The 17,719-nt window shown below is 58.4% G+C and carries 17 protein-coding genes and 1 other RNA gene; 7 read left to right on the forward strand and 11 right to left on the reverse strand.

Annotation, left to right across the window (positions count from 1 at the left end; all coding sequences use genetic code 11):
• Nucleotides 1-33: 33 nt before the first annotated feature.
• Nucleotides 34-1,068 (reverse strand): MerR family transcriptional regulator, encoded by a 1,035-nt coding sequence (locus O3300_RS24990; RefSeq protein WP_305054415.1) that lies wholly within the window; start codon nucleotides 1,066-1,068, stop codon nucleotides 34-36.
• 87 nt (nucleotides 1,069-1,155) lie between these two features.
• The gene (locus O3300_RS24995; protein ID WP_289899969.1) at nucleotides 1,156-2,070 is read right to left on the reverse strand and encodes a LysR family transcriptional regulator; all 915 of its coding nucleotides are present in this window, start codon (nucleotides 2,068-2,070) and stop codon (nucleotides 1,156-1,158) included.
• 97 nt (nucleotides 2,071-2,167) lie between these two features.
• Here O3300_RS24995 and O3300_RS25000 point away from each other — a divergent pair, with 97 nt between their 5' ends.
• Nucleotides 2,168-3,235, forward strand: coding sequence for an SDR family oxidoreductase (locus O3300_RS25000; protein WP_305054416.1), 1,068 nt, complete (start codon nucleotides 2,168-2,170; stop codon nucleotides 3,233-3,235).
• Here O3300_RS25000 and O3300_RS25005 read toward each other — a convergent pair.
• From O3300_RS25005 to O3300_RS25015, 3 genes are all read right to left on the reverse strand, one after another.
• On the reverse strand, nucleotides 3,222-4,229 hold the full coding sequence (locus O3300_RS25005) for an SMP-30/gluconolactonase/LRE family protein (protein ID WP_305054417.1): 1,008 nt from the start codon (nucleotides 4,227-4,229) through the stop codon (nucleotides 3,222-3,224). The genes O3300_RS25000 and O3300_RS25005 overlap by 14 nt on opposite strands.
• Before the next feature lie 76 nt (nucleotides 4,230-4,305).
• A complete protein-coding gene (locus O3300_RS25010) occupies nucleotides 4,306-4,548 on the reverse strand; it encodes a hypothetical protein (RefSeq protein ID WP_305054418.1) in 243 nt (80 codons plus the stop codon).
• Nucleotides 4,545-5,303, reverse strand: coding sequence for a hypothetical protein (locus O3300_RS25015; RefSeq protein WP_305054419.1), 759 nt, complete (start codon nucleotides 5,301-5,303; stop codon nucleotides 4,545-4,547). The genes O3300_RS25010 and O3300_RS25015 overlap by 4 nt, the downstream gene beginning before the upstream one ends.
• A 272-nt stretch (nucleotides 5,304-5,575) precedes the next feature.
• On the opposite strand from O3300_RS25015, the gene O3300_RS25020 reads away from it, so the two are divergent.
• The 6 genes from O3300_RS25020 (at nucleotide 5,576) to O3300_RS25045 (ending at nucleotide 10,156) form a co-directional block, all read left to right on the forward strand.
• Nucleotides 5,576-5,818: a hypothetical protein gene (locus tag O3300_RS25020; RefSeq protein ID WP_099665161.1), complete on the forward strand. Its 243-nt coding sequence runs from the start codon at nucleotides 5,576-5,578 to the stop codon at nucleotides 5,816-5,818.
• Between the two features lie 197 nt (nucleotides 5,819-6,015).
• Nucleotides 6,016-7,617: a sensor domain-containing diguanylate cyclase gene (locus O3300_RS25025; protein ID WP_305054420.1), complete on the forward strand. Its 1,602-nt coding sequence runs from the start codon at nucleotides 6,016-6,018 to the stop codon at nucleotides 7,615-7,617.
• Between the two features lie 107 nt (nucleotides 7,618-7,724).
• Complete coding sequence (locus O3300_RS25030; protein ID WP_305054421.1) at nucleotides 7,725-8,561, forward strand: hypothetical protein; 837 nt, start codon at nucleotides 7,725-7,727, stop codon at nucleotides 8,559-8,561.
• 13 nt (nucleotides 8,562-8,574) lie between these two features.
• Nucleotides 8,575-9,027: a GTP pyrophosphokinase gene (locus tag O3300_RS25035; RefSeq protein ID WP_305054422.1), complete on the forward strand. Its 453-nt coding sequence runs from the start codon at nucleotides 8,575-8,577 to the stop codon at nucleotides 9,025-9,027.
• 380 nt (nucleotides 9,028-9,407) lie between these two features.
• Complete coding sequence (locus O3300_RS25040) at nucleotides 9,408-9,776, forward strand: hypothetical protein (protein WP_305054423.1); 369 nt, start codon at nucleotides 9,408-9,410, stop codon at nucleotides 9,774-9,776.
• Nucleotides 9,770-10,156 carry a hypothetical protein gene (locus O3300_RS25045; RefSeq protein WP_305054424.1) on the forward strand — a complete coding sequence of 129 codons (387 nt, stop codon included), beginning with the start codon at nucleotides 9,770-9,772 and terminating at the stop codon, nucleotides 10,154-10,156. Before O3300_RS25040 ends, O3300_RS25045 begins: the two co-directional genes overlap by 7 nt.
• Before the next feature lie 13 nt (nucleotides 10,157-10,169).
• Here the strand turns inward: O3300_RS25045 and O3300_RS25050 are convergent, their stop codons facing one another.
• From O3300_RS25050 to ompA, 6 genes are all read right to left on the reverse strand, one after another.
• Complete coding sequence (locus tag O3300_RS25050; RefSeq protein ID WP_099665155.1) at nucleotides 10,170-10,589, reverse strand: hypothetical protein; 420 nt, start codon at nucleotides 10,587-10,589, stop codon at nucleotides 10,170-10,172.
• A 436-nt stretch (nucleotides 10,590-11,025) separates the two neighbouring features.
• Nucleotides 11,026-13,695, reverse strand: coding sequence for an ATP-binding domain-containing protein (locus O3300_RS25055; RefSeq protein ID WP_305054425.1), 2,670 nt, complete (start codon nucleotides 13,693-13,695; stop codon nucleotides 11,026-11,028).
• Between the two features lie 655 nt (nucleotides 13,696-14,350).
• Nucleotides 14,351-14,711: a transfer-messenger RNA gene (gene ssrA, locus O3300_RS25060) on the reverse strand.
• Nucleotides 14,712-14,794: 83 nt separating this feature from the next.
• The gene (locus O3300_RS25065; RefSeq protein WP_305054426.1) at nucleotides 14,795-15,499 is read right to left on the reverse strand and encodes an HAD family hydrolase; all 705 of its coding nucleotides are present in this window, start codon (nucleotides 15,497-15,499) and stop codon (nucleotides 14,795-14,797) included.
• A 68-nt stretch (nucleotides 15,500-15,567) separates the two neighbouring features.
• The gene (gene ubiG / locus O3300_RS25070) at nucleotides 15,568-16,263 is read right to left on the reverse strand and encodes a bifunctional 2-polyprenyl-6-hydroxyphenol methylase/3-demethylubiquinol 3-O-methyltransferase UbiG (protein WP_077400739.1); all 696 of its coding nucleotides are present in this window, start codon (nucleotides 16,261-16,263) and stop codon (nucleotides 15,568-15,570) included.
• A 127-nt stretch (nucleotides 16,264-16,390) separates the two neighbouring features.
• Entirely contained in the window at nucleotides 16,391-17,101 is a 711-nt protein-coding gene (gene ompA, locus O3300_RS25075; RefSeq protein ID WP_034782001.1) for an outer membrane protein OmpA, read from the reverse strand.
• Nucleotides 17,102-17,719 lie beyond the last annotated feature (618 nt).

Genomic DNA, 17,719 nt, shown 5'->3' on the forward strand with positions numbered 1-17,719 from the left:
CATGGCCCCGCCCACGAGATGCCACACGTCAACTTATTTGGCGGGACGCTCCTGCGCCACCACGGCCATCGCCGTGCCCAGGTATTGCAGCATGGCCCCGTCGACGAAGCTGCCTTCCATCAGACGCGGTTCCTGCTGGTGCGCCTGGCGGAATTTCAGCTGCGTGGCCGGGTTCGTGCCTGCATATGAGCGGAACAGTTCCAGCCACTGCCGCGCCAGCTGCAGCACGGCCGGGTCGGTGGGCGGCGTGCGCGCATCCATGGCGGCGCGCACGGCGGCGATCAGGGCCGGCCACTCGCCCGAACGCCTGCCGTAGTTGGCCACCAGGTACGCATATTCCTGCTCATCGAGGAAAGGTCGATACAGCGCAATGCGCGAGGCATTGAAGGCGGCGATGATGAATTGCATCACGTCCGCATCGACGCTGGTCGTCGCTTGCATCGATGGTTCCTGTTCGTGCATGCTGTTCAGGCGCGCGAACAGGCCCGGGTGGGCGCCCGTGTCGCGCACCAGCTTGACCATCCATTCCGTGGCCAGCGCTTGTGCTTGCGCATCGCCGGGGCCGGCGCCCGCCTCCTTGACGGCGCGCACCCTCGCTACCAGTGCTTTCCATTCCTGTTCCACGGCGCTATCTGTCAGCAGCGGCAGCTGTTGCAGTTCTTCGGGACTAAAGTATTTGTCGTACATGGTCATTAACTCCATAGTGGTGAGCCACTCGGTCAGTTCCGGCGCCTGCCCCTGCGCCAGTTGCGCCTGCAGGGTGCGCAGGCGTTCGCGCAAGGTGGAAGCTTGCGCGATCTGGCGTTCCAGCATGGCGATCTGCTGCGCCACGATGGAATGCAAAGGCAGGTCCGGGCCGGCGAGGGCGTTGGCGATATCGGCCAGCGACAGCCCGAACTTGCGCAGCGCCATGATCCGGTGCAGCCGGTCCATGTCGCCGTGCTGGTACAGGCGGTAGCCAGCTTGCGTGCGCGCCGAGGGCGAGAGCAGACCGATGCTGTCGTAGTGGTGCAGGGTGCGGATGCTCAAGCCTGTCATCCTGGCCAGTTCACCGATTTTCAACAGCATGGGGTACTCCTTTCCGGGTGCGTGCAAGCAGAATCGCACCTGACGTAACGTCAGGGTCAAGCGGAATTTTCAACTGAATCAACTGAATCAACTGATCGTCAGCCGCTGCCGCAGTTCCTGCAGCAGGGTGCCTGTTTTCGGCGTCAGCTGGCGCGCCAGCGGCCACGCCAGGTACAGGGGCAAGCCTTGCGTGGCCAGTGCCGGCAGCACCGCCACGATGGCGCCCGTGGCCAGGTGCTCGTGCACCAGCCACGTGGCCAGCTGCGCCACGCCAAGGCCGGCCAGTACGGCGGCCGTGCGCGCTTCCGCGTCGCCCACCGTCATGCGGGGAGATGCCAGGCGGTGCTCGACCTGCCCGCCCGTGGCGACGTCAGGAAAGACCCACGGCATGGGCGAACCATCGCCGCGTCCGTAGGCGATGCAGTCGTGGCCATCCAGATCCGCGATGGACGCGGGCGTGCCGCGCCGCGCCAGGTAGCTGGGCGCCGCGCACAGGATCAGCTGTTCGTCGCCCAGGTGCATCTGGCCCAGCGCGGCCGGCCAGTGCGAGGGCGCGCCGATGCGCACGGCGATGTCGATGCGCTCTTCGAACAGGTCGACAAAGCGGTCGCTGAAGGCGATCGACGGCTGCAGGCGCGGATACTGCACGCATAGTTCCAGCAGGGCCGGCATCACGCGCAGGCGGCCATACGAGGCGGGTACGCCGATGCGCACCTTGCCCGCCAGCTCCGTCGCATGCTCGCCCAGCACGTCTTCCGCATCCATCAGTTCCTGCAGCACGCGCTTGCAAGTGGCGTAGTAGGCGCGGCCCGCGTCGCTCAGTTTCAGCCGGCGCGTGCTGCGCTCGAACAGCAGCACGCCCAGCCGCTCTTCCAGCCGCGCCACGCTCTTGCTGACGGCCGAGCTGCTCAGGTGCAGGCGCTCGGCCGCCCTGGTAAAACTGCCCGCGTCGGCCGTGGCGAGAAATGGCGTGAGGCCCTTGAGATGTTCCGATGAAAACATGATTCGCGAATTTTATTCATGAATAAGGGGAAATAGTATCGCGGATAAGAATTGATGGCGCGGATATGATGTTTTTTTCTTTCGGAGGCTTTCTCTCATGCAAAAACACGCTCTCATCATCGGCGCCAGCGGCATCATCGGCAACAATCTGGCCACGCACTTGCTGGCGCAGGGCTGGCAAGTGACGGGCGTCTCGCGCGGCCGCACGCCCGTGCCGGCAGGCTGCACTTCCCTGCAATTGGATGCCACGGATGGCGCGGCAGTAAACGCCGCCCTGGCGGGCCTGGACGCCAGCCACGTCTTTTTCACGGCCTGGGCACGTCAGGCAAACGAGCAGGAAAACATCCGCGTCAATGGCGCCATGGTGGCCAATGTGCTGGCCGCGCTGGGACCGGACGGCCACTTGCGCCATGCGGCGCTGGTGACGGGACTCAAGCATTATCTGGGACCGTTCGATGCGTATGGCCAGGGCAGCGTGCCCGTCACGCCATTTCGCGAAGAGCAGGGCCGGCAGGCGGTCGAGAATTTCTACTATGCTCAGGAAGACCGGCTGTTTGAAGCGGCCGCGCAATACGGTTTTACGTGGAGCGTGCACCGCCCGCACACCATCATCGGCTACGCGCTGGGCAATGCCATGAACATGGGCCTGACCCTGGCCGTGTATGCGAATTTGTGCAAGGCCGGCGGCCAGCCCTTCGTGTTTCCCGGTTCGCCCGCGCAATGGCACGGCTTGTCCGACATGACGGACGCGGGCCAGATCGCGCGCCACCTGGCGTGGGCGGCCGACAGCCCCGCCGCGCGCAACGAAGACTTCAATATCGTCAATGGCGACGTCTTCCGCTGGAAGTGGCTGTGGCCGCGCCTGGCCGCCTATTTCGGCGTCGCGGCGGCCGGTTTGCCCCAGGTGATGGCGCCGCTGGCCGGGCGCATGCAGGATGCCCCCGCCCAGTGGCGCGCCATCGCGCAGCAGCATGATCTGGCCGAGCTGGATGTCGGCCGCCTCGCTTCCTGGTGGCATACGGATGCCGACCTGGGCCGGCCGATGGAAGTGATGACGGACATGGGCAAGAGCCGCAAGGCCGGCTTCCCCGATTACCAGGATACGCAAGACGCCTTCTTCCAGCTGTTCGAGAAGTTGAAGGCGGAGCGCGTCATTCCGCGCTGACGGACTCCGCGGCAGCCGGTGGCGTGGCTGCCGCCGCTGCCGCCGCATTTGCCGCATTTGCCTTATGCTGCTGCGCCCGCTGCCATTCCAGGCCCGGGCGGTCGACGCGAAATTGCAGCAGCCGTCCCTGCACCACTTCCGTCACGTACGCCGTGCGGCCATCGGGGCCGCCGAAGGTGATGTTACTCGGCTTGGCGCCGGGCACGCTGATCTCGCGCAAGATGCGGCCCTGCGGCGATAGTTTGACCACGCTGCCCTTGCCGTAGCGCGTCACGTACAGGTTGCCGTCGACGTCCACGCGCATGCCGTCCATGCCGAAATCGTCGAACTTGATCAGCAATCGCTTGCCGCTCAGGCTGCCGTCCGCGGCGATGTCGTACATCCAGATATTGCGCTGCACGCTTTCATTCACATACAAGATCTTGCCGTCGGGACTCACCTCGATGCCGTTGGCCGTGCCCATGGTGTCGAGCGCCAGGGTCACCGTGCCGTCCTGCGCGATGCGCCACACGCGGCCCGTGTTTTCCTTCCAGTTCGGGTCGCTCGCATACAGTACGTCGTCGGCCGTGATGGCGATGTCGTTCGGCTGCGTCATGCGCGGTTCGCGTGCGTGGATGGCGAGCGCGCGCGTGGCCGGGTCGACCAGGTAAATCGTGTGTTCCATGTAGTCGGCCAAATACATCTGCCCGCGGCTGCCGAAGCGGATGCCGTTGGCGATGCTGGTGCCAGGCAGGGTCAGGTACACCTCGCCCATGCCGCCGGGGCTGACCTTGCCGATGGTTTGCTGGCGCGCAAAGTTGACGGCATAGATATTGCCATCCGCATCCACGGCCGGGCCTTCGACGCCCTTGGTGAAGGAGTGCGCAGGCGTGAGGGTGGTGGCGAGGAACAGCGTTTCGTGCGCGGGCGGGCTGGCGCAGGCGGACAGGTTGGCCAGCGCGGCGGCCAGCACGGCCGTGCGCAGCGACGGCAGGGCGTATCGGGAATGGGGCATCGAGTGTTCTCTGTATGGCAAAGGTGGCGTATGTTACCCGACGCGCGCCGACGCAGGCGCCGGGCTAGGCCGCCACCTAGGCCGCGACCACGACGAGGTCGGGGAAGTCGTCCTGCCAGCCGTCCCATTCGTCTTGCAGATGGGCGTGCATGCCGGCCCGGTCTTGCGCCTGATCAAAGGTGTCGGCGCTGGCCAGCAGAAAATGGGCGATGGCGCGCAGGGTGGCCGGGTCGGCCTGGATGGTCACGTCGGAGCAGGGCAGGGGCCGCTCGGCGGCGGCGTCCTGCAGATAGCAGTGCAGCGATAGATGTGTGCTCATGGGTGTCGGTGGCTGATATAGGCGCCCAGCATGGCGTGTGCGTTCAGCGCGGTGCGGGCGGCGTCCAGTTCCTCGGGCGGCAGGTACCAGAAAGTCAAGCCGGCATGCTCCTCGCAGCGGCCATACGCCTGCATCGCGTCGCGCAGCGCTTGCCGGCGCTCGGGCGGCAGCGCATCCAGTCTGGCTTGCGTGAAACCGTTGATGGGATATACATCGCGCAGGTGCGAATCTAGCAGCCCGCGCCGCTTGATGGCGGCCCAGTTATTTGCGGGGCAAGGAGTGCCAAAGGTCATCGGATGGGCTTCATCGATCTGCCGGTAGCCGAGTGCGTAGCCGGTGCCATAGCCCTGCGTTTCAGCGTAGCAGTACACATATTCGCAATGCTCAAACAGGCCGGGTATGGCCCGGGCACCGTCGAACAACGGCATCAGCGCAAGCTTGCTGGCGCGTATGGACAGAACCAGCTCCGAGCCCGATGAATACATGGCTTGCGCGTCGCAGTTGACGGCCTCGTCAGCTTCGTCGGGCGGCACGATGCGCGGCGAAAGCAGTCCGATGCCGTCGGTCTCTGGCGCGAACAGCATCTTCTCGTAATTTCGCTGTGAGAACTTGACGATCTTGCCGCGCTTGTTGCCGTAGCGCTCGACGGGTTCGCCGATGTGCGCGAACCAGGCGAACAGCTGCGCGCTGGCCGCGGCGGCAATGAAGGGGGTATTTTTCTTGAATTCGCCAACGAGGAAGTGATATTGGTCCATGTGTCGCCAGAGTGAATGGGTAACGCGCATGATGCCATGTGCGGGAGCGTGCGGCTAGCGCGCACGCGAGGAATGGCGCAGGTCTGGATGCACGGTAACGTAGCAGGACGGGCGGAATGGAAAAAGATGCGCGACAGGACGGCGCAATGGCCGGGTTGAGGCGTATGATGGAAATACGGATGTGGTTGCCGCAATGCAGTGCGACCGGCATGGGCCGCACGTCTTGCAGGTTTTTTTCGTGGTTTTGGCAGTACTGACAACGAGGAGACATCATGGACAAACCCGAATTCATCCTGGCCGCCAAGGCCATGGAAACCCTTGAGATGTATCAAACGTTTTACGGGCACTCCAGCGAATACCAGGCGCACCAGCAGGAAGTCTTGAAACTGCTGCGCCACAAGGGTGCCTCCCTGCTGGTGTCGGACCATGGCCCGGCGAAGTTCTTGCTGGCGTTTGCCGATGCGCTGGAGGTGGCCAGCTTGCCGGGGGAATACGTGCCGTTGAGCCGGCGGTAGAGTGGGCGCTGCCTGTCAGCCGCATGTGCCGTTGAGAAAAGAGCGAGCACAATGGCGCAGCAGGCAAAGTGATTCTTCATCCATGCTCCCTGGCAAGTGCAGTGGTAATTTTTTTGTATCTTGTTTGTGACGATGTGTGAGTATGTTGCTGCCTATTTGGTGCACACTTTGCGGCATGTCAATCCGGGAGTGTCGCCATGATCAGGTCACGCAGCTTGCCGCCACGCTTGTTGGGAGCAGGTTTCCGTGGTTTTTCCTTGCTGCCGCTGGCCATCTCATTTGTCGTGCTGGTGTGCCTGTCGCTCCTGGCGATCCAGTTCTGGATGACCTTGCGCGCACGGGAAGTACAGCTGAGTGAGGCGGCCCGCGAAAGCGCCAATCTGGCGCAATCTGTTGCGCAGCATGCCTATGACACCATCAAGGAAGCTGATACGGTGCTGGTCGGACTGGTGGAGCGGGTGGAAACAGACGGTGTTTCCGATAGCGAATTGGCCCGTGTGCACAAATTGCTGGTCGCCCGTGTCGCCGAGCTGCGCCAGTTGCACGGCATCTTCATCTATGCGAGGGATGGCAGCTGGCTCGTGAATTCGCAGAAAACGCTGTTGAGCAATCTGAATAATTCTGATCGGGATTATTTCAACTACCATCGAACGCATGAGGACCGGGGGCCCTATGTCGGACCTCCCGTGCGCAGCAAATCAACGGGGCAATGGATAGTCACGGTATCGCGGCGAATCAATATGCCCGACGGAAGTTTCGGCGGCGTGGCGCTGGCGACCATCGACATGAATTATTTCAGGCTGTTTTATGAACGCTTTTCGATAGGGAAAAAAGGCGCCATTTTCATTGCGAATGGAAAAGGCATTCTTTTATTGCGAAGGCCCTTCGATGAAAGCCTGTTGGGACGCGATATTTCGCAATTCCCCGTATTCCACGATTATTTGCCCAAAAGTCCCGTTGGCACGGCCGTGATCAAGTCGGGCGTCGATGGCGTGACGCGTATCAATAGCTATCGAAGGGTCGAGGAATACCCGCTGGTGGTTTCTGCCGCACTGTCACAGGATGAAGTTCTCGCTTCGTGGCGTCTCGACACGATTTTGCAGAACGCGGTGGGTGGTGTGCTGGTGCTGCTGATTGCCTTCATCGGATACCGCGTGGTGCGGCAAATCGATTTGCGGGTCAAGAGCGAGGCTGGATTGCTCGAGGCGCGCAATGAGCTGGAATTGATCAATGAAACCCTGGCCCGCCTTGCCAACCAGGATGGCTTGACGGGGCTGGCGAACCGGCGCCACTTCGACCAGTCGCTGCTTGCCGAGTTCAGCCGTGCACAGCGTGAAGACGGCTCGCTTGCGCTGGTGTTGATCGATGTCGACTTCTTCAAGCAATACAACGATATCTATGGCCATGTGGCCGGCGACGAGTGCCTGAGAAAAATCGGCAAAGTGGTCGGCTACAGCATGCGCCGGCCGGGCGACCTGGCGGCACGCTATGGTGGCGAGGAAATGGTCATTTTATTGCCTGGAACGGATTTGCCGGGCGCCCTGGCGGTGGCGGAAGGTGTTCGCCAGGCAGCGCAATCGCTGGGCGTCGAGCATCGGGGAAATCCCCTTGGCGTGGTGACGGTCAGCGTCGGCGTGGCGGCTTTCATGCCGACGCACCTGGAAAACCAGGCGGTCGAACTGGTTGAACTTGCTGATACGGCACTGTACAAGGCCAAGGCATCCGGCAGAAATCAAGTCTGTTATGCCTCGCCTTGCGAACCTGCCGAGCGGGCCGCGACTGCTTTTGCGTTTCGATAGCGATTGCTGACGGCGGAGGGCGGGGCGCGTGCGCCAGGCTGATCCATGTACAATCGGCAACATCCGGATCGACGTATCCGCCCCTTCATTGCGGAGTACGCCTGAGCGTGACACAAACATTGCAAACCTGGCTGCTGGCCTGGCGGGAAGCCTTCACGTGCATCGGCCTGGGAGTGCGCGATGCGCGTCATGCGGGGCTGTGGTGGCGCTCCGCGCTGTGGTGCATGGCGGTCGTGGCCCTGTGGCTGGGGCTGTATGGTTGCTTCGGCCGTTTTTTTGTCGAGCTGAGCGCCATGCTGGCGCTGGTGTCGGTTACCGGCTTGCTGGGCCTGGGCGTGATGGATGGCGTCGGGACACTGGCCAACGGGCCTGCCACGCTCTCGCAGATGGGCAATATCGCCGGCGGCCTGGGCAGCGCCGCCAAGGCCCTGCTGTCGGTCGGCCAGATCGCCCTGGCCTTGCTGGCGCTGGCCACCTTGTTCTATGTCATGGTCTTTATCGTCGGCGCCATCGGCACGGCGCGTTTGCCGTTGCGCTGGTTGTTGCTGGAACGGGCCAAGGCTGTGGCGGCACGCCGCTATGCCCCGTGGCAACCTCCGGCCGGCCTGGAGCTGCCCGCCCCGCGCCCCGTCTGGCGGCGCCTGTTGCTGCTGCTTTCCCTGCTGATTCCCGTGTGGGCCATGGGCGTGCTGGTCTCGTACCTGCTGGCCTGGAATGTCCGGATGATCTACGGCGCGGCGGCCGAAGACGTGCTCGGCGCAGAACAGCAAGCGGCGTTGCGCCGCGCGCAGCGTCCGGCGATCTTTGCCCTGGGTCTGCTGCTGTGCTTGCTGATGCTGATACCGGTGCTCAATTTACTGGTGCCAGCCTTGCTGTGCAGCAGCGTTTGCCATTTGCAGCGCCGCGGCTGGCGTACAACGGGGTCAGCAACCAACGTGGAGTGAACAAGGAGTAAACATGAGTGAACACGCAAGACGCGGCACCTTGGAACGCGCGATTGAAATCGCCGCCGCCACCCATGCCGGCCAGACGGACAAGGGCGGCGCGCCATACATACTCCACCCCTTGCGCGTCATGCTGCGCGTCGCCCCTGGCGCCCAGCAAATTGTCGCCGTACTGCATGATGTGGTGGAAGACAGCGATGGAAAAATCACCTTCGACGACCTGGCGCGCGAAGGATTTTCCCGGGGAGTCATCGACGGCGTGCGCGCCGTGACCAAGATCGAGGGCGAGTCGTACGAGGATTTCATCGCCCGCGCAGCCCTGAATCCGGTCGGCAAGGCCGTCAAGCTGGCGGATCTGGCCGAGAATAGCGATTTGTCGAGGATAGGGGCGCCGACGCGGAAGGACTTGGAGAGGGTGGAGAAGTATCGGAGGGCGATGGGATATTTGCTGGGGGAGGTTCTTTAGTCTCAACGTGGCACTGCGCGATCTTGCGCTTGTTCAATGTCATGGCTGCAATTAGCGATAACGCCATTAACGTACAGGGATTTGATCCTTCGCAATGCTTCGGGAATGCATTACGGCAAAAATTGTCGAGTGTGCATTTTTGGGCGATCATGCGAAGATTCTCGCCAATTACTGCGGCGCGAGACATCGTCAATAAAATGCGCAACAAGGTTTGACAGGCAGTATGCATCGCGATGCAACGGCGCAGCTAATCCGCATATTTTTTGAATTCAGCTTTGTCCAAGTTATTTATTTTAATGACCCTACTATCCCCCGGATAAGACCACTCATACATCACGACGACCATTTTCACGTCACGATTAAGTAGCGGGACGGATGACATGAAACGCATTCTCGCTGTTTTTCCGCTCCTTGTCGTTGCTATGGCCATGGCTCAGTCCGCTCCCAAATGGTTATTTTCTTACCAGTCATTCAAAGGCCGCTATGCCATCTATAGCGGAGGCCTGAGCGATCCGCAACCGTCGACCGGTAAAGACAAGCGCATTGCATTCTGGATCGATGGCAAGGCGGCAAAGCAGCTATTCGATGCGATGGGGCCGGACTTGCGCAATGCGTGCGGCGCGGATGGCGAATATCGCCTGCGCCAGCGGGCGGAAGTGCGCTGCTCCTATCATCCCCGTGATGGGCACCATTGCGACTTCGGTTTTGACCTTCTGAGCGGACGCAGTATCGGCGGCTCCGTATGCTGAGGCGCGCCAGCCAGCTATTCGTCGCGCTACTGTGCTTGTTGTTGGCGCACCAGGCCAGGGCCGTATGGGAATTCGTGCAAAAGGATTTTTCAGGGGCGTACGCGATTTATGGCGCATATCTCGACGATGCCGTGGCACCGGTTGCGGGCGATACCAAAGTTGCGTTTCGTTTGACGGGAGCCGCTGCAAAGGACATGTTTGACGCCATCGGGCCGGATATGCGCGATGGCTGCCCCGACCCGCAAATACGCTTTCGCAATCGTGACATGCTGCTGTGCCGGCATCGTCCGAAAGATGGCTATCGCTGTGATTTTGGTTTCGATTTGTCGACGGGCTTGAGTATCGGGGGAGCGGTGGGCGGGGCGGTGTGTGGGGAGTAATGGGGGCGACCGGTCACCGGGTACGAGCAAGAGCTTTGCGGATGGCTTGTTCGACGGGGCGGTCTATCAGCGCCAAAACGAAGACCACGACAGCGGTAACAATCATTCCCTCCAGTAAAGCTGGATCGGGGAAAAGTTGCTGATTGGTGATGGCACCGGGCACGGTTGCTCGTTTCCAGACAAGGAGCAACAGTGCGGCACCCGCGGCGAGAAGCATGGCCGGTCGACGATGGTGCAAGCGGGCGATTTGTCCCATCAGCAGCAGCGCGATACCCCACGCAAAAGGATAGAAGCCGTGGTCGAACAAGATCATGCGCTCATCATAGTATGCGCCCGTGTACCAGGCAAAACGGGAGAGGCCGAAAAGACCATAGGCGACGAGGGCCACTGCTAGCACGAGGAAACTGGAGGAAAGCAGGCGAGCAATTTTCATGGTTTGGGTTTCTCTGCCAATGCCTCGATATTGTGCCCGATCAGGTGGCATTGCTGCTTGGTTACTTTGATGGTCTTGTCTTTGCTGAATATGGCTCGCTGGCCGTGTTTGTAGTCTTGCTTGCTATTTTTTTTCTCGCCGCCGGCGTGGCTTGCCGGGCCACCTTCGTGCTAGGATAAATCGCCTGAGGCGCAAGAGCTAGCCAAAAGAATCGGAGAGAGTTGTGCTAGCAAGCCCCTCTCCCCAAAAAAATAACCCATAAATTTTCGCTTGCATTGCATTGGACGTCATACGAACAAGTTTTTGGGAGTAATTTCACAGTTTCAAGTGAATTTGCCATTTTCTCCCCTAGGCATCTAATCAAGCAAAAAATATTAAAAAATAATGCACGGTTGATCTGGTGAGAAATTCGAGACATCTTAGACGGTTGATGTAATTACCATTTTTTGTCAAAGCTATCTGCCAAGCTTTTCATTTTCAACGGTAAACCGTGATAGCAAACCATACCCAGGTAAGTTGCCGCACGGGTAGCACCAACATACAAGTAACGATCAAATAATTTTGGGTTTTGCTCAGCGCAGCGATCTATACCAACAAAAAATACCGCCTCAAACTCCAGCCCTTTAATGTGTTGAACAGAAAAAACCCGAACATCAGTGCCCTCACCAAGCGCCTTACCTTCCTCACATGCTACCGCTTTAAGATTTACCGTTTCGAGATAGCCGGTTAATCGCTCGGCCATTGGTTTAACGTCGTCTTCTTTATTAACCAGTACGGCAATTGTGGGCATTTTCTTAACGGCTCGCTCCACCTCCGCTATACGTTGCGCTACCCAGGCGGCGGCTTCGTCCTCACTTGCTCGCTCCAGTAATACCGGTTTAACACCCTCATGAGTGCTTTCTTTCGGCAATGAGCCAAGCGCGCTTAAGTCGCCATCCAAAATTCGCAGTAAATCTCCTGCGAAAGTGTTTAGCGCACGGCTCTGCCGATAAACAAGGTTGATAGATTTCGCAGAAATACGGGCCGACACCCAATCTATCTGCTCCATAGTACGCACACCAGTATGGGTAATCCGTTGATTAAAATCACCACAAGCGAAAAAGGAACGGCCCTTGAGTGTTGTCATACTTTCCATGCATGCCAACTCTAGCATTGAGAAGTCCGTGGCCTCATCCACCATGATCTGATTCCTGAATAACCTTGCCAAGTTTCTCAATATTTCAAATCGAGGCGCGTCTAACTCCCTGTCAATAAAAGACTGTGACAATAAAGCCCGGCAATTTCTTAGCATCAAAAGTACGATCGCATCCAACTCCATTACGGATAAATGCGAAGGATTGGACGCTGCCTCGCAATAAAACTCCTTAAAATCGCTTGTCTCCTTGCGAAACAATCGATAGCTAGAAGAAACATCGGTAACATATCTCCTAAAGGCATTTATAAATCGACGCAATCCGTTCTGAAAACTAGTGCGCTGGCCAATTTCCAACAATACGGCTTCGGGGGGCAATGCGGAACCTAACCACGGCACAATCTTTGCTGCGCGTGAATCTTTAGGCAGACTACGTTTACGATAACGGCTTCGTGCAAGTGCTCTAAGGCTGGCGAGATAGACTCTAACAGCGTTTTGAATGTCACCGGTACTAGAGCTCACGCTTGTTTCAGAATCATCTTCATCAAACTCAGCATCTTCATCAGCCTCGTCATCGTCCTGTTGGATGCTTTCAAGAAATAGCGCCAGCCGATGGAAGACCTCTTTATCTCCATTGAATATGCGATTACGTTCTTGTTTGAGCAGCTGGTCGGTAATTTCCTTGGATTCATCTAGAGAAACTTTAAGTCGTATTTCTTGCTTATCTAGATCTCGGTAAATATCCACCCAAACGCGACCATCCAGTCTCTTCACTAAACGCTGAAGTTCCTGCGCTATCTCTTTGCCGGTGGCAGGTGCTGACTCTAAAACGATAGTTGCCCCTTCCTTCAACTGGATCTTCAGGCGATTATCATGAAAATTGCTAAATGCCTGGTACCATCCCCGCGGGTCGAGTGTTACTGCAGGAGCTAGATTTTGCATCTCCGGCTTAAACGTATATTTCCCACCATTAGCTGTTCTCAGAATTCCGAGGGTATTGCGAGCGATATCACTACGATAGGCAGTCCATGTCTTTATGTGCTCATCGGAAGCGGGCACCTGCTCTCGACTGAAAGCTTCCTTCAAGTAATGTTTCAGCAATTCGGAAGGAGTGAACATCAACCAACTACTTGCGTGCGGCTTATTTTGGCCAGATACGTCAGCGACGTGACGTTCATTTTCGTCCAAGTTGCTAATATCGAGTTTTTGTCCCAGCCGCTTTATCAACGTCGTGGTCTTCCCTGTCCCAGGGGGGCCAAGGATAATCAATTGACTATCCAATGGCAAACGAAAAATTTCGCCTTGGAATTGGTCAAGAATAGGCTGATCACGCAGGCCCATGGCCGTACGGACTTGATGACTAATACCAGCCCGCACTCCATTTTCCGTCGCGGCCTTCTCTAACAACTTGTCCAGTTCATCAACCGCATCGATTCCTCGAGCAATCAGCAGCGAACGTAGCGAATCTATGGAAAACACGCCTAGGTCTACATGACGGTATTGGCTATCTAATGAATCCCAACCGTTGTCCGTCATGCCAGGTCGGAAGCTGGTTTTTTCAATTACTGAAAAAACTTGCGGCCGCCCCTGAAGGACTATGCTGGCATCTTCACCCACAGGGAGTTCAGCGAGACGTCCAATAGCCGACTTATAACTGGCAACCTGCTTGTTAGAAGCGAGGTTGATACTGATGTTGCGGGTGATATAGATCACCAACTCTTGCCCAGATTCAGCTTTCAACACCAAGCGAGCAATTGAAGGTTCTCCGCTTAGCTCTCTCCATGCTTCTCGATTTATTTGGCCAATGTCATTCAAATTCTGATAGGCCTGCGCGCCGGTCAATGTATTGCCGCTAGCAAAGCTATCAGCAGATATATTTACCGAAGTAGCTAATTTTTGCGTAGCGCCTTCGGAGATTTCTGCAAAGGTGGTCAGCGCTTCGGCGGCTAACGGTTCAAAATTCCTGTGACTCATTTAGTGTCGCCTTCGCTTCTGATTGAATATTTTTTGGTAGCCATTATGCTTTCGCTCTTGGGGGTAAGGCCACATGTGCGTGACATTAATTGTCCAATAAATTGCAGTTTGCATCATAGTACACCGATCCTCAAGGCAATATTTGCTTCTCAGTCAAAGACGAATGGTGATTCCAGATTATTTCCCTATAGAAGCAAATTCAAGATTAAAAATTTCTAGGCAGCACAATTTGCAGTCATGTGCTGGCTGCGGATTATGTTGCCATGGCCGCATTGCCGGCGAATCCAGCGGCCTGCAGCTTAGCCAGGTGTAGGCTTGTCAAACGGTTTAGTAATGGTTCTCGCCAATACAATGGGTGTGAGCGCCATGTCCGCCATTTGCGAGCGAGGGTCAGGTCTGCCATTTGGACGCGGCCTGAACGGTCCATGTTGTCGTTAGGAAAAACCGCCTGCGGCGCAAAAGCTAGTCAGAGGAATCGGAAAGGGTTGCGCTTGCAAGCGCAACCCGGTTTTGCGGCACCGAGCTGCGCTCGCCGAAGTCCCGCAAAACCCCCGCGCCCGTACCGGACGCGGATTCGACGCCCGCGTTCTGCATGCATGGAATAAACAAAAAGGGCCTCCCCGCCAAAACGGGGAAGCCCTTTTTATTTATTCAGTGGTGGAGACGGCGGGAATCGAACCCGCGTCCGCAAGCACTCCACAGACAGTTCTACATACTTAGCACTATCATTTAATTTAACTCAGCCAGCACGGATGTGCACGTTATGGGCAAGCGAGTTACCTATTATTTAGTCGGACGCTAAGTAACCCAGCATACGACGAGTCCCTGTAAATGACTCTAGAGCTTTTGACGGCCCACCCCAGGGACGAGGTGTTCTAGAGCTAACAGCGATTAAGCTGCCAGTGCGTACGAGTTATCGTTTGCAGTTAAGTTTTTTCAGGTTGTATTTACGAGGTAGCCCGCCCTCGGTATGCCCTGCGCTGCTTTGCAACCCACGTCGAAACCAGGTCGTCCCCACAGAACCTTCATTGTAGCGCAATCTGCCCACTCTTGCATGGTGCATTCGCTTGCTGGTGTGCCAGATCAAGCGCAGGCCGATTTATGCCGCCAATTGCCGCGCCTGCGCCGCCTTCACTACCGCGCTGACCAGCTCGAGCAGCGCATGCGGGGTATCCAGCAGGTGGTCGGCGTTCCAGTGCTGCGGTTCGACGGGGCCGCAGTAGCCCCAGGCGCAGGCCACCGTGCGCATGCCGGCGGCGCGGCCGGCCTGGATGTCGCGCAGGTCGTCGCCCACGTACCAGCAATCTGCCGGCGCCAGGTCCAGGCGGCGCGCCGCTTCCAGCAGGGGGGCGGGGTGCGGCTTCGGGTGGGACATGGTGTCGCCCGAGATCACGCAGCCGGCGGCGCCCAGGCCGATCTGGCCCACCAGCGGGTCGGTGAAGCGGGCGGCCTTGTTGGTGACCACGCCCCAGGCCAGGCCCAGCGCTTGCAGGCCTTCCAGCAGGGCGGGGATGCCGTCGAACAGGCGGCTTTCCACGGCCAGGGCCGCTTCGTAATTGTTCAGAAAGCCGTCTTTCAGGGCTTCGTAGCCGCTTTCGCCTGGGCCGATGCCGTAGGACGCGACTATCATGCCGCGCGCGCCGGCCGAGGCCGTGGGGCGCAGGACGTCATACGGGGTCGGCGCCAGGCCGGCGCGCGCGCGCAGCAGGTTGATGGCCGCCGCCAGGTCGGGCGCGGTGTCGGCCAGGGTGCCGTCGAGGTCGAACAGGATGGCGCGCGGGGCTGGCAGATGGTCAGTGATCATGGCGGACAAAGTGTGTCAAGTAGGAATGAAAAATGGCGGCCGCAGCCGCCTTGTATTGTGCGTGATGGTTACAGCGGCCGGGTGCAGGCCACCAGATAATTGACGCTGGTATCGCTATTAAGTGAGTAAATCTTGGTCAGCGGATTGTAGCCCATGCCGCGCATGCTGTTGACGTCCAGGCCGGCGCTGCGCACGTATTGCGACAGCTCGGACGGGGTGATGAATTTGTCATAGTCATGCGTGCCTTTCGGCAGCAGGCGCAGCAGGTATTCGGCGCCCAGGATGGCGAACAGGTACGCTTTCGGGTTGCGGTTCAGGGTCGACAGGAATACGTGGCCGCCCGGTTTCACCAGCGCGGCGCAAGCCTTGACGATGGCGGCTGGGTCCGGCACGTGCTCGAGCATTTCCATGCAGGTCACGACGTCGTACTGGCCTGCCTCTTCCTCGGCCATGGCTTCGGCGGCGATCAGCTTGTAGCGCACCTTGGCGCCCGATTCCAGGCTGTGCAGGTCGGCCACTTTCAAGGCCTTGTCGGACAGGTCGATGCCCGTCACGTCGGCACCCTTGCGGGCCATCGATTCGGCCAGGATACCGCCGCCGCAGCCGATGTCGATCACGCGCTTGCCGGCCAGCGGCACTTTCGCATTGATCCATTCCAGGCGCAGGGGGTTAATTTCGTGCAGGGGACGAAACTCGGAAGTGGGGTCCCACCAGCGGTGGGCCAGCTCACTGAATTTTTGGATTTCGAGAGGGTCGGCGTTCATAGGTCGAATAATAGCGGCAATTTTACAATTGGGCAGCCACGGACGAAAAAAAACCCCGCCGTGGCGGGGTTTTTCATGCTGTTCTTGACTTGCGCGATGACTTGCGGCAAGTCCAGGGGTTCAGCTATTACTTATTGCGGGTACCAACAACTTCGATTTCCACGCGACGGTTTTTCGCACGGCCTTCGGCAGTTTTGTTATCAGCAACAGGTTGTTTCTCGCCTTTGCCTTCGGTGTACACGCGGTTGCTTTCAACGCCTTTGGTGACCAGGTAGGCTTTGACAGCATCAGCACGACGTACCGACAGTTTTTGGTTGTAAGCATCGGTGCCGACGGAGTCGGTGTGACCCACAGCGATGATGACTTCCAGGTTGATGCCGCCCAGTTGTGCGGACAGCTCGTCCAGCTTGGCTTTGCCTTCTGGCTTCAGCGTAGCTTTGTCGAAATCGAAGAATGCATCAGCAGCGAAGCTGACTTTTTCCGAGGTAGGAGCAACGACGACTGGTACTGGTACGACAACGACTGGTGCCGGTGCTGGTACGACTGGTGCTGGAGGAGCCACGCATTTGCCGTCTTGCAGGGTTTCTGGCTCTACGCACAGTGGCACGTCGCAACCTGGCACTGCGTCAGCAGGTGTCCAGTAGCCGGTACGCCAGCACAGGCCGAATGGGTCACGCACGATCACGCCGCGGGCATCTTGCACGTAAGCGCTTTTTGGGCTTGGTGCTTTGATGTCAGTGGTAACTGGCGCGAATGGTGGGGAGGTTGGGGTTTGGGCCGAAGCCGAGCCAGCAATCACTGCGGATGCAGCGAAAAACAGCGTTACAAATTTATTCATTCTTTTTTCCTTTCGGGGGGTGATATCCGCAGAACAACACTGCGCTACTGGTGCTACGTGCCAAGATTTTATCATGTAGACCATATGCGCTCGTTTCAGATTGCGAAACTAGCAATTAACTTCCCAGTCATTTTGCCACACGCATCAGGGGCGCACGACCGTGGTTAAATCAAAGCTTGCCCGATTTTAGACCGCGCGTTGTTTTTGCGCAACGAAAATGCCCATTTGTAACGCGTCTGTAACAATTGATCGCTTTTTTTGCCTCTTTTAAGGGCAGGTGTCTTGAACTGGTATTGCCATTGTGCATTATCGAAAGGTCAGGCTGCACGGCTCCCGTGCAAACTGCCAATCTTGTTGGTATGGCCAATTTGTACAGGTAGCTGGGCGCGCATGCTAAAATCGTGCGCTTGACTGTTAAGAGTGTCGGGCAAATGCCCACGGCGGCACTGCATGGCCAGCTCGTACCACTGCGGTGCACGTACTGGCCGTGCCGCCAGCCCGCCGATTTGTTCCGGCACTCTGCGACATGGAAGCCGGGCCGCGCCAGCAGCGCGCGGCGCGGCGTCCACGACGACAGCCACCCAGGATATGCAGTATTGCGTCATACATTGCGTAACA

Origin of the sequence: Janthinobacterium sp. SUN206, assembly GCF_030587305.1 — a bacterium.
Classification (GTDB): Bacteria; Pseudomonadota; Gammaproteobacteria; order Burkholderiales; family Burkholderiaceae_D; genus Janthinobacterium; species Janthinobacterium kumbetense.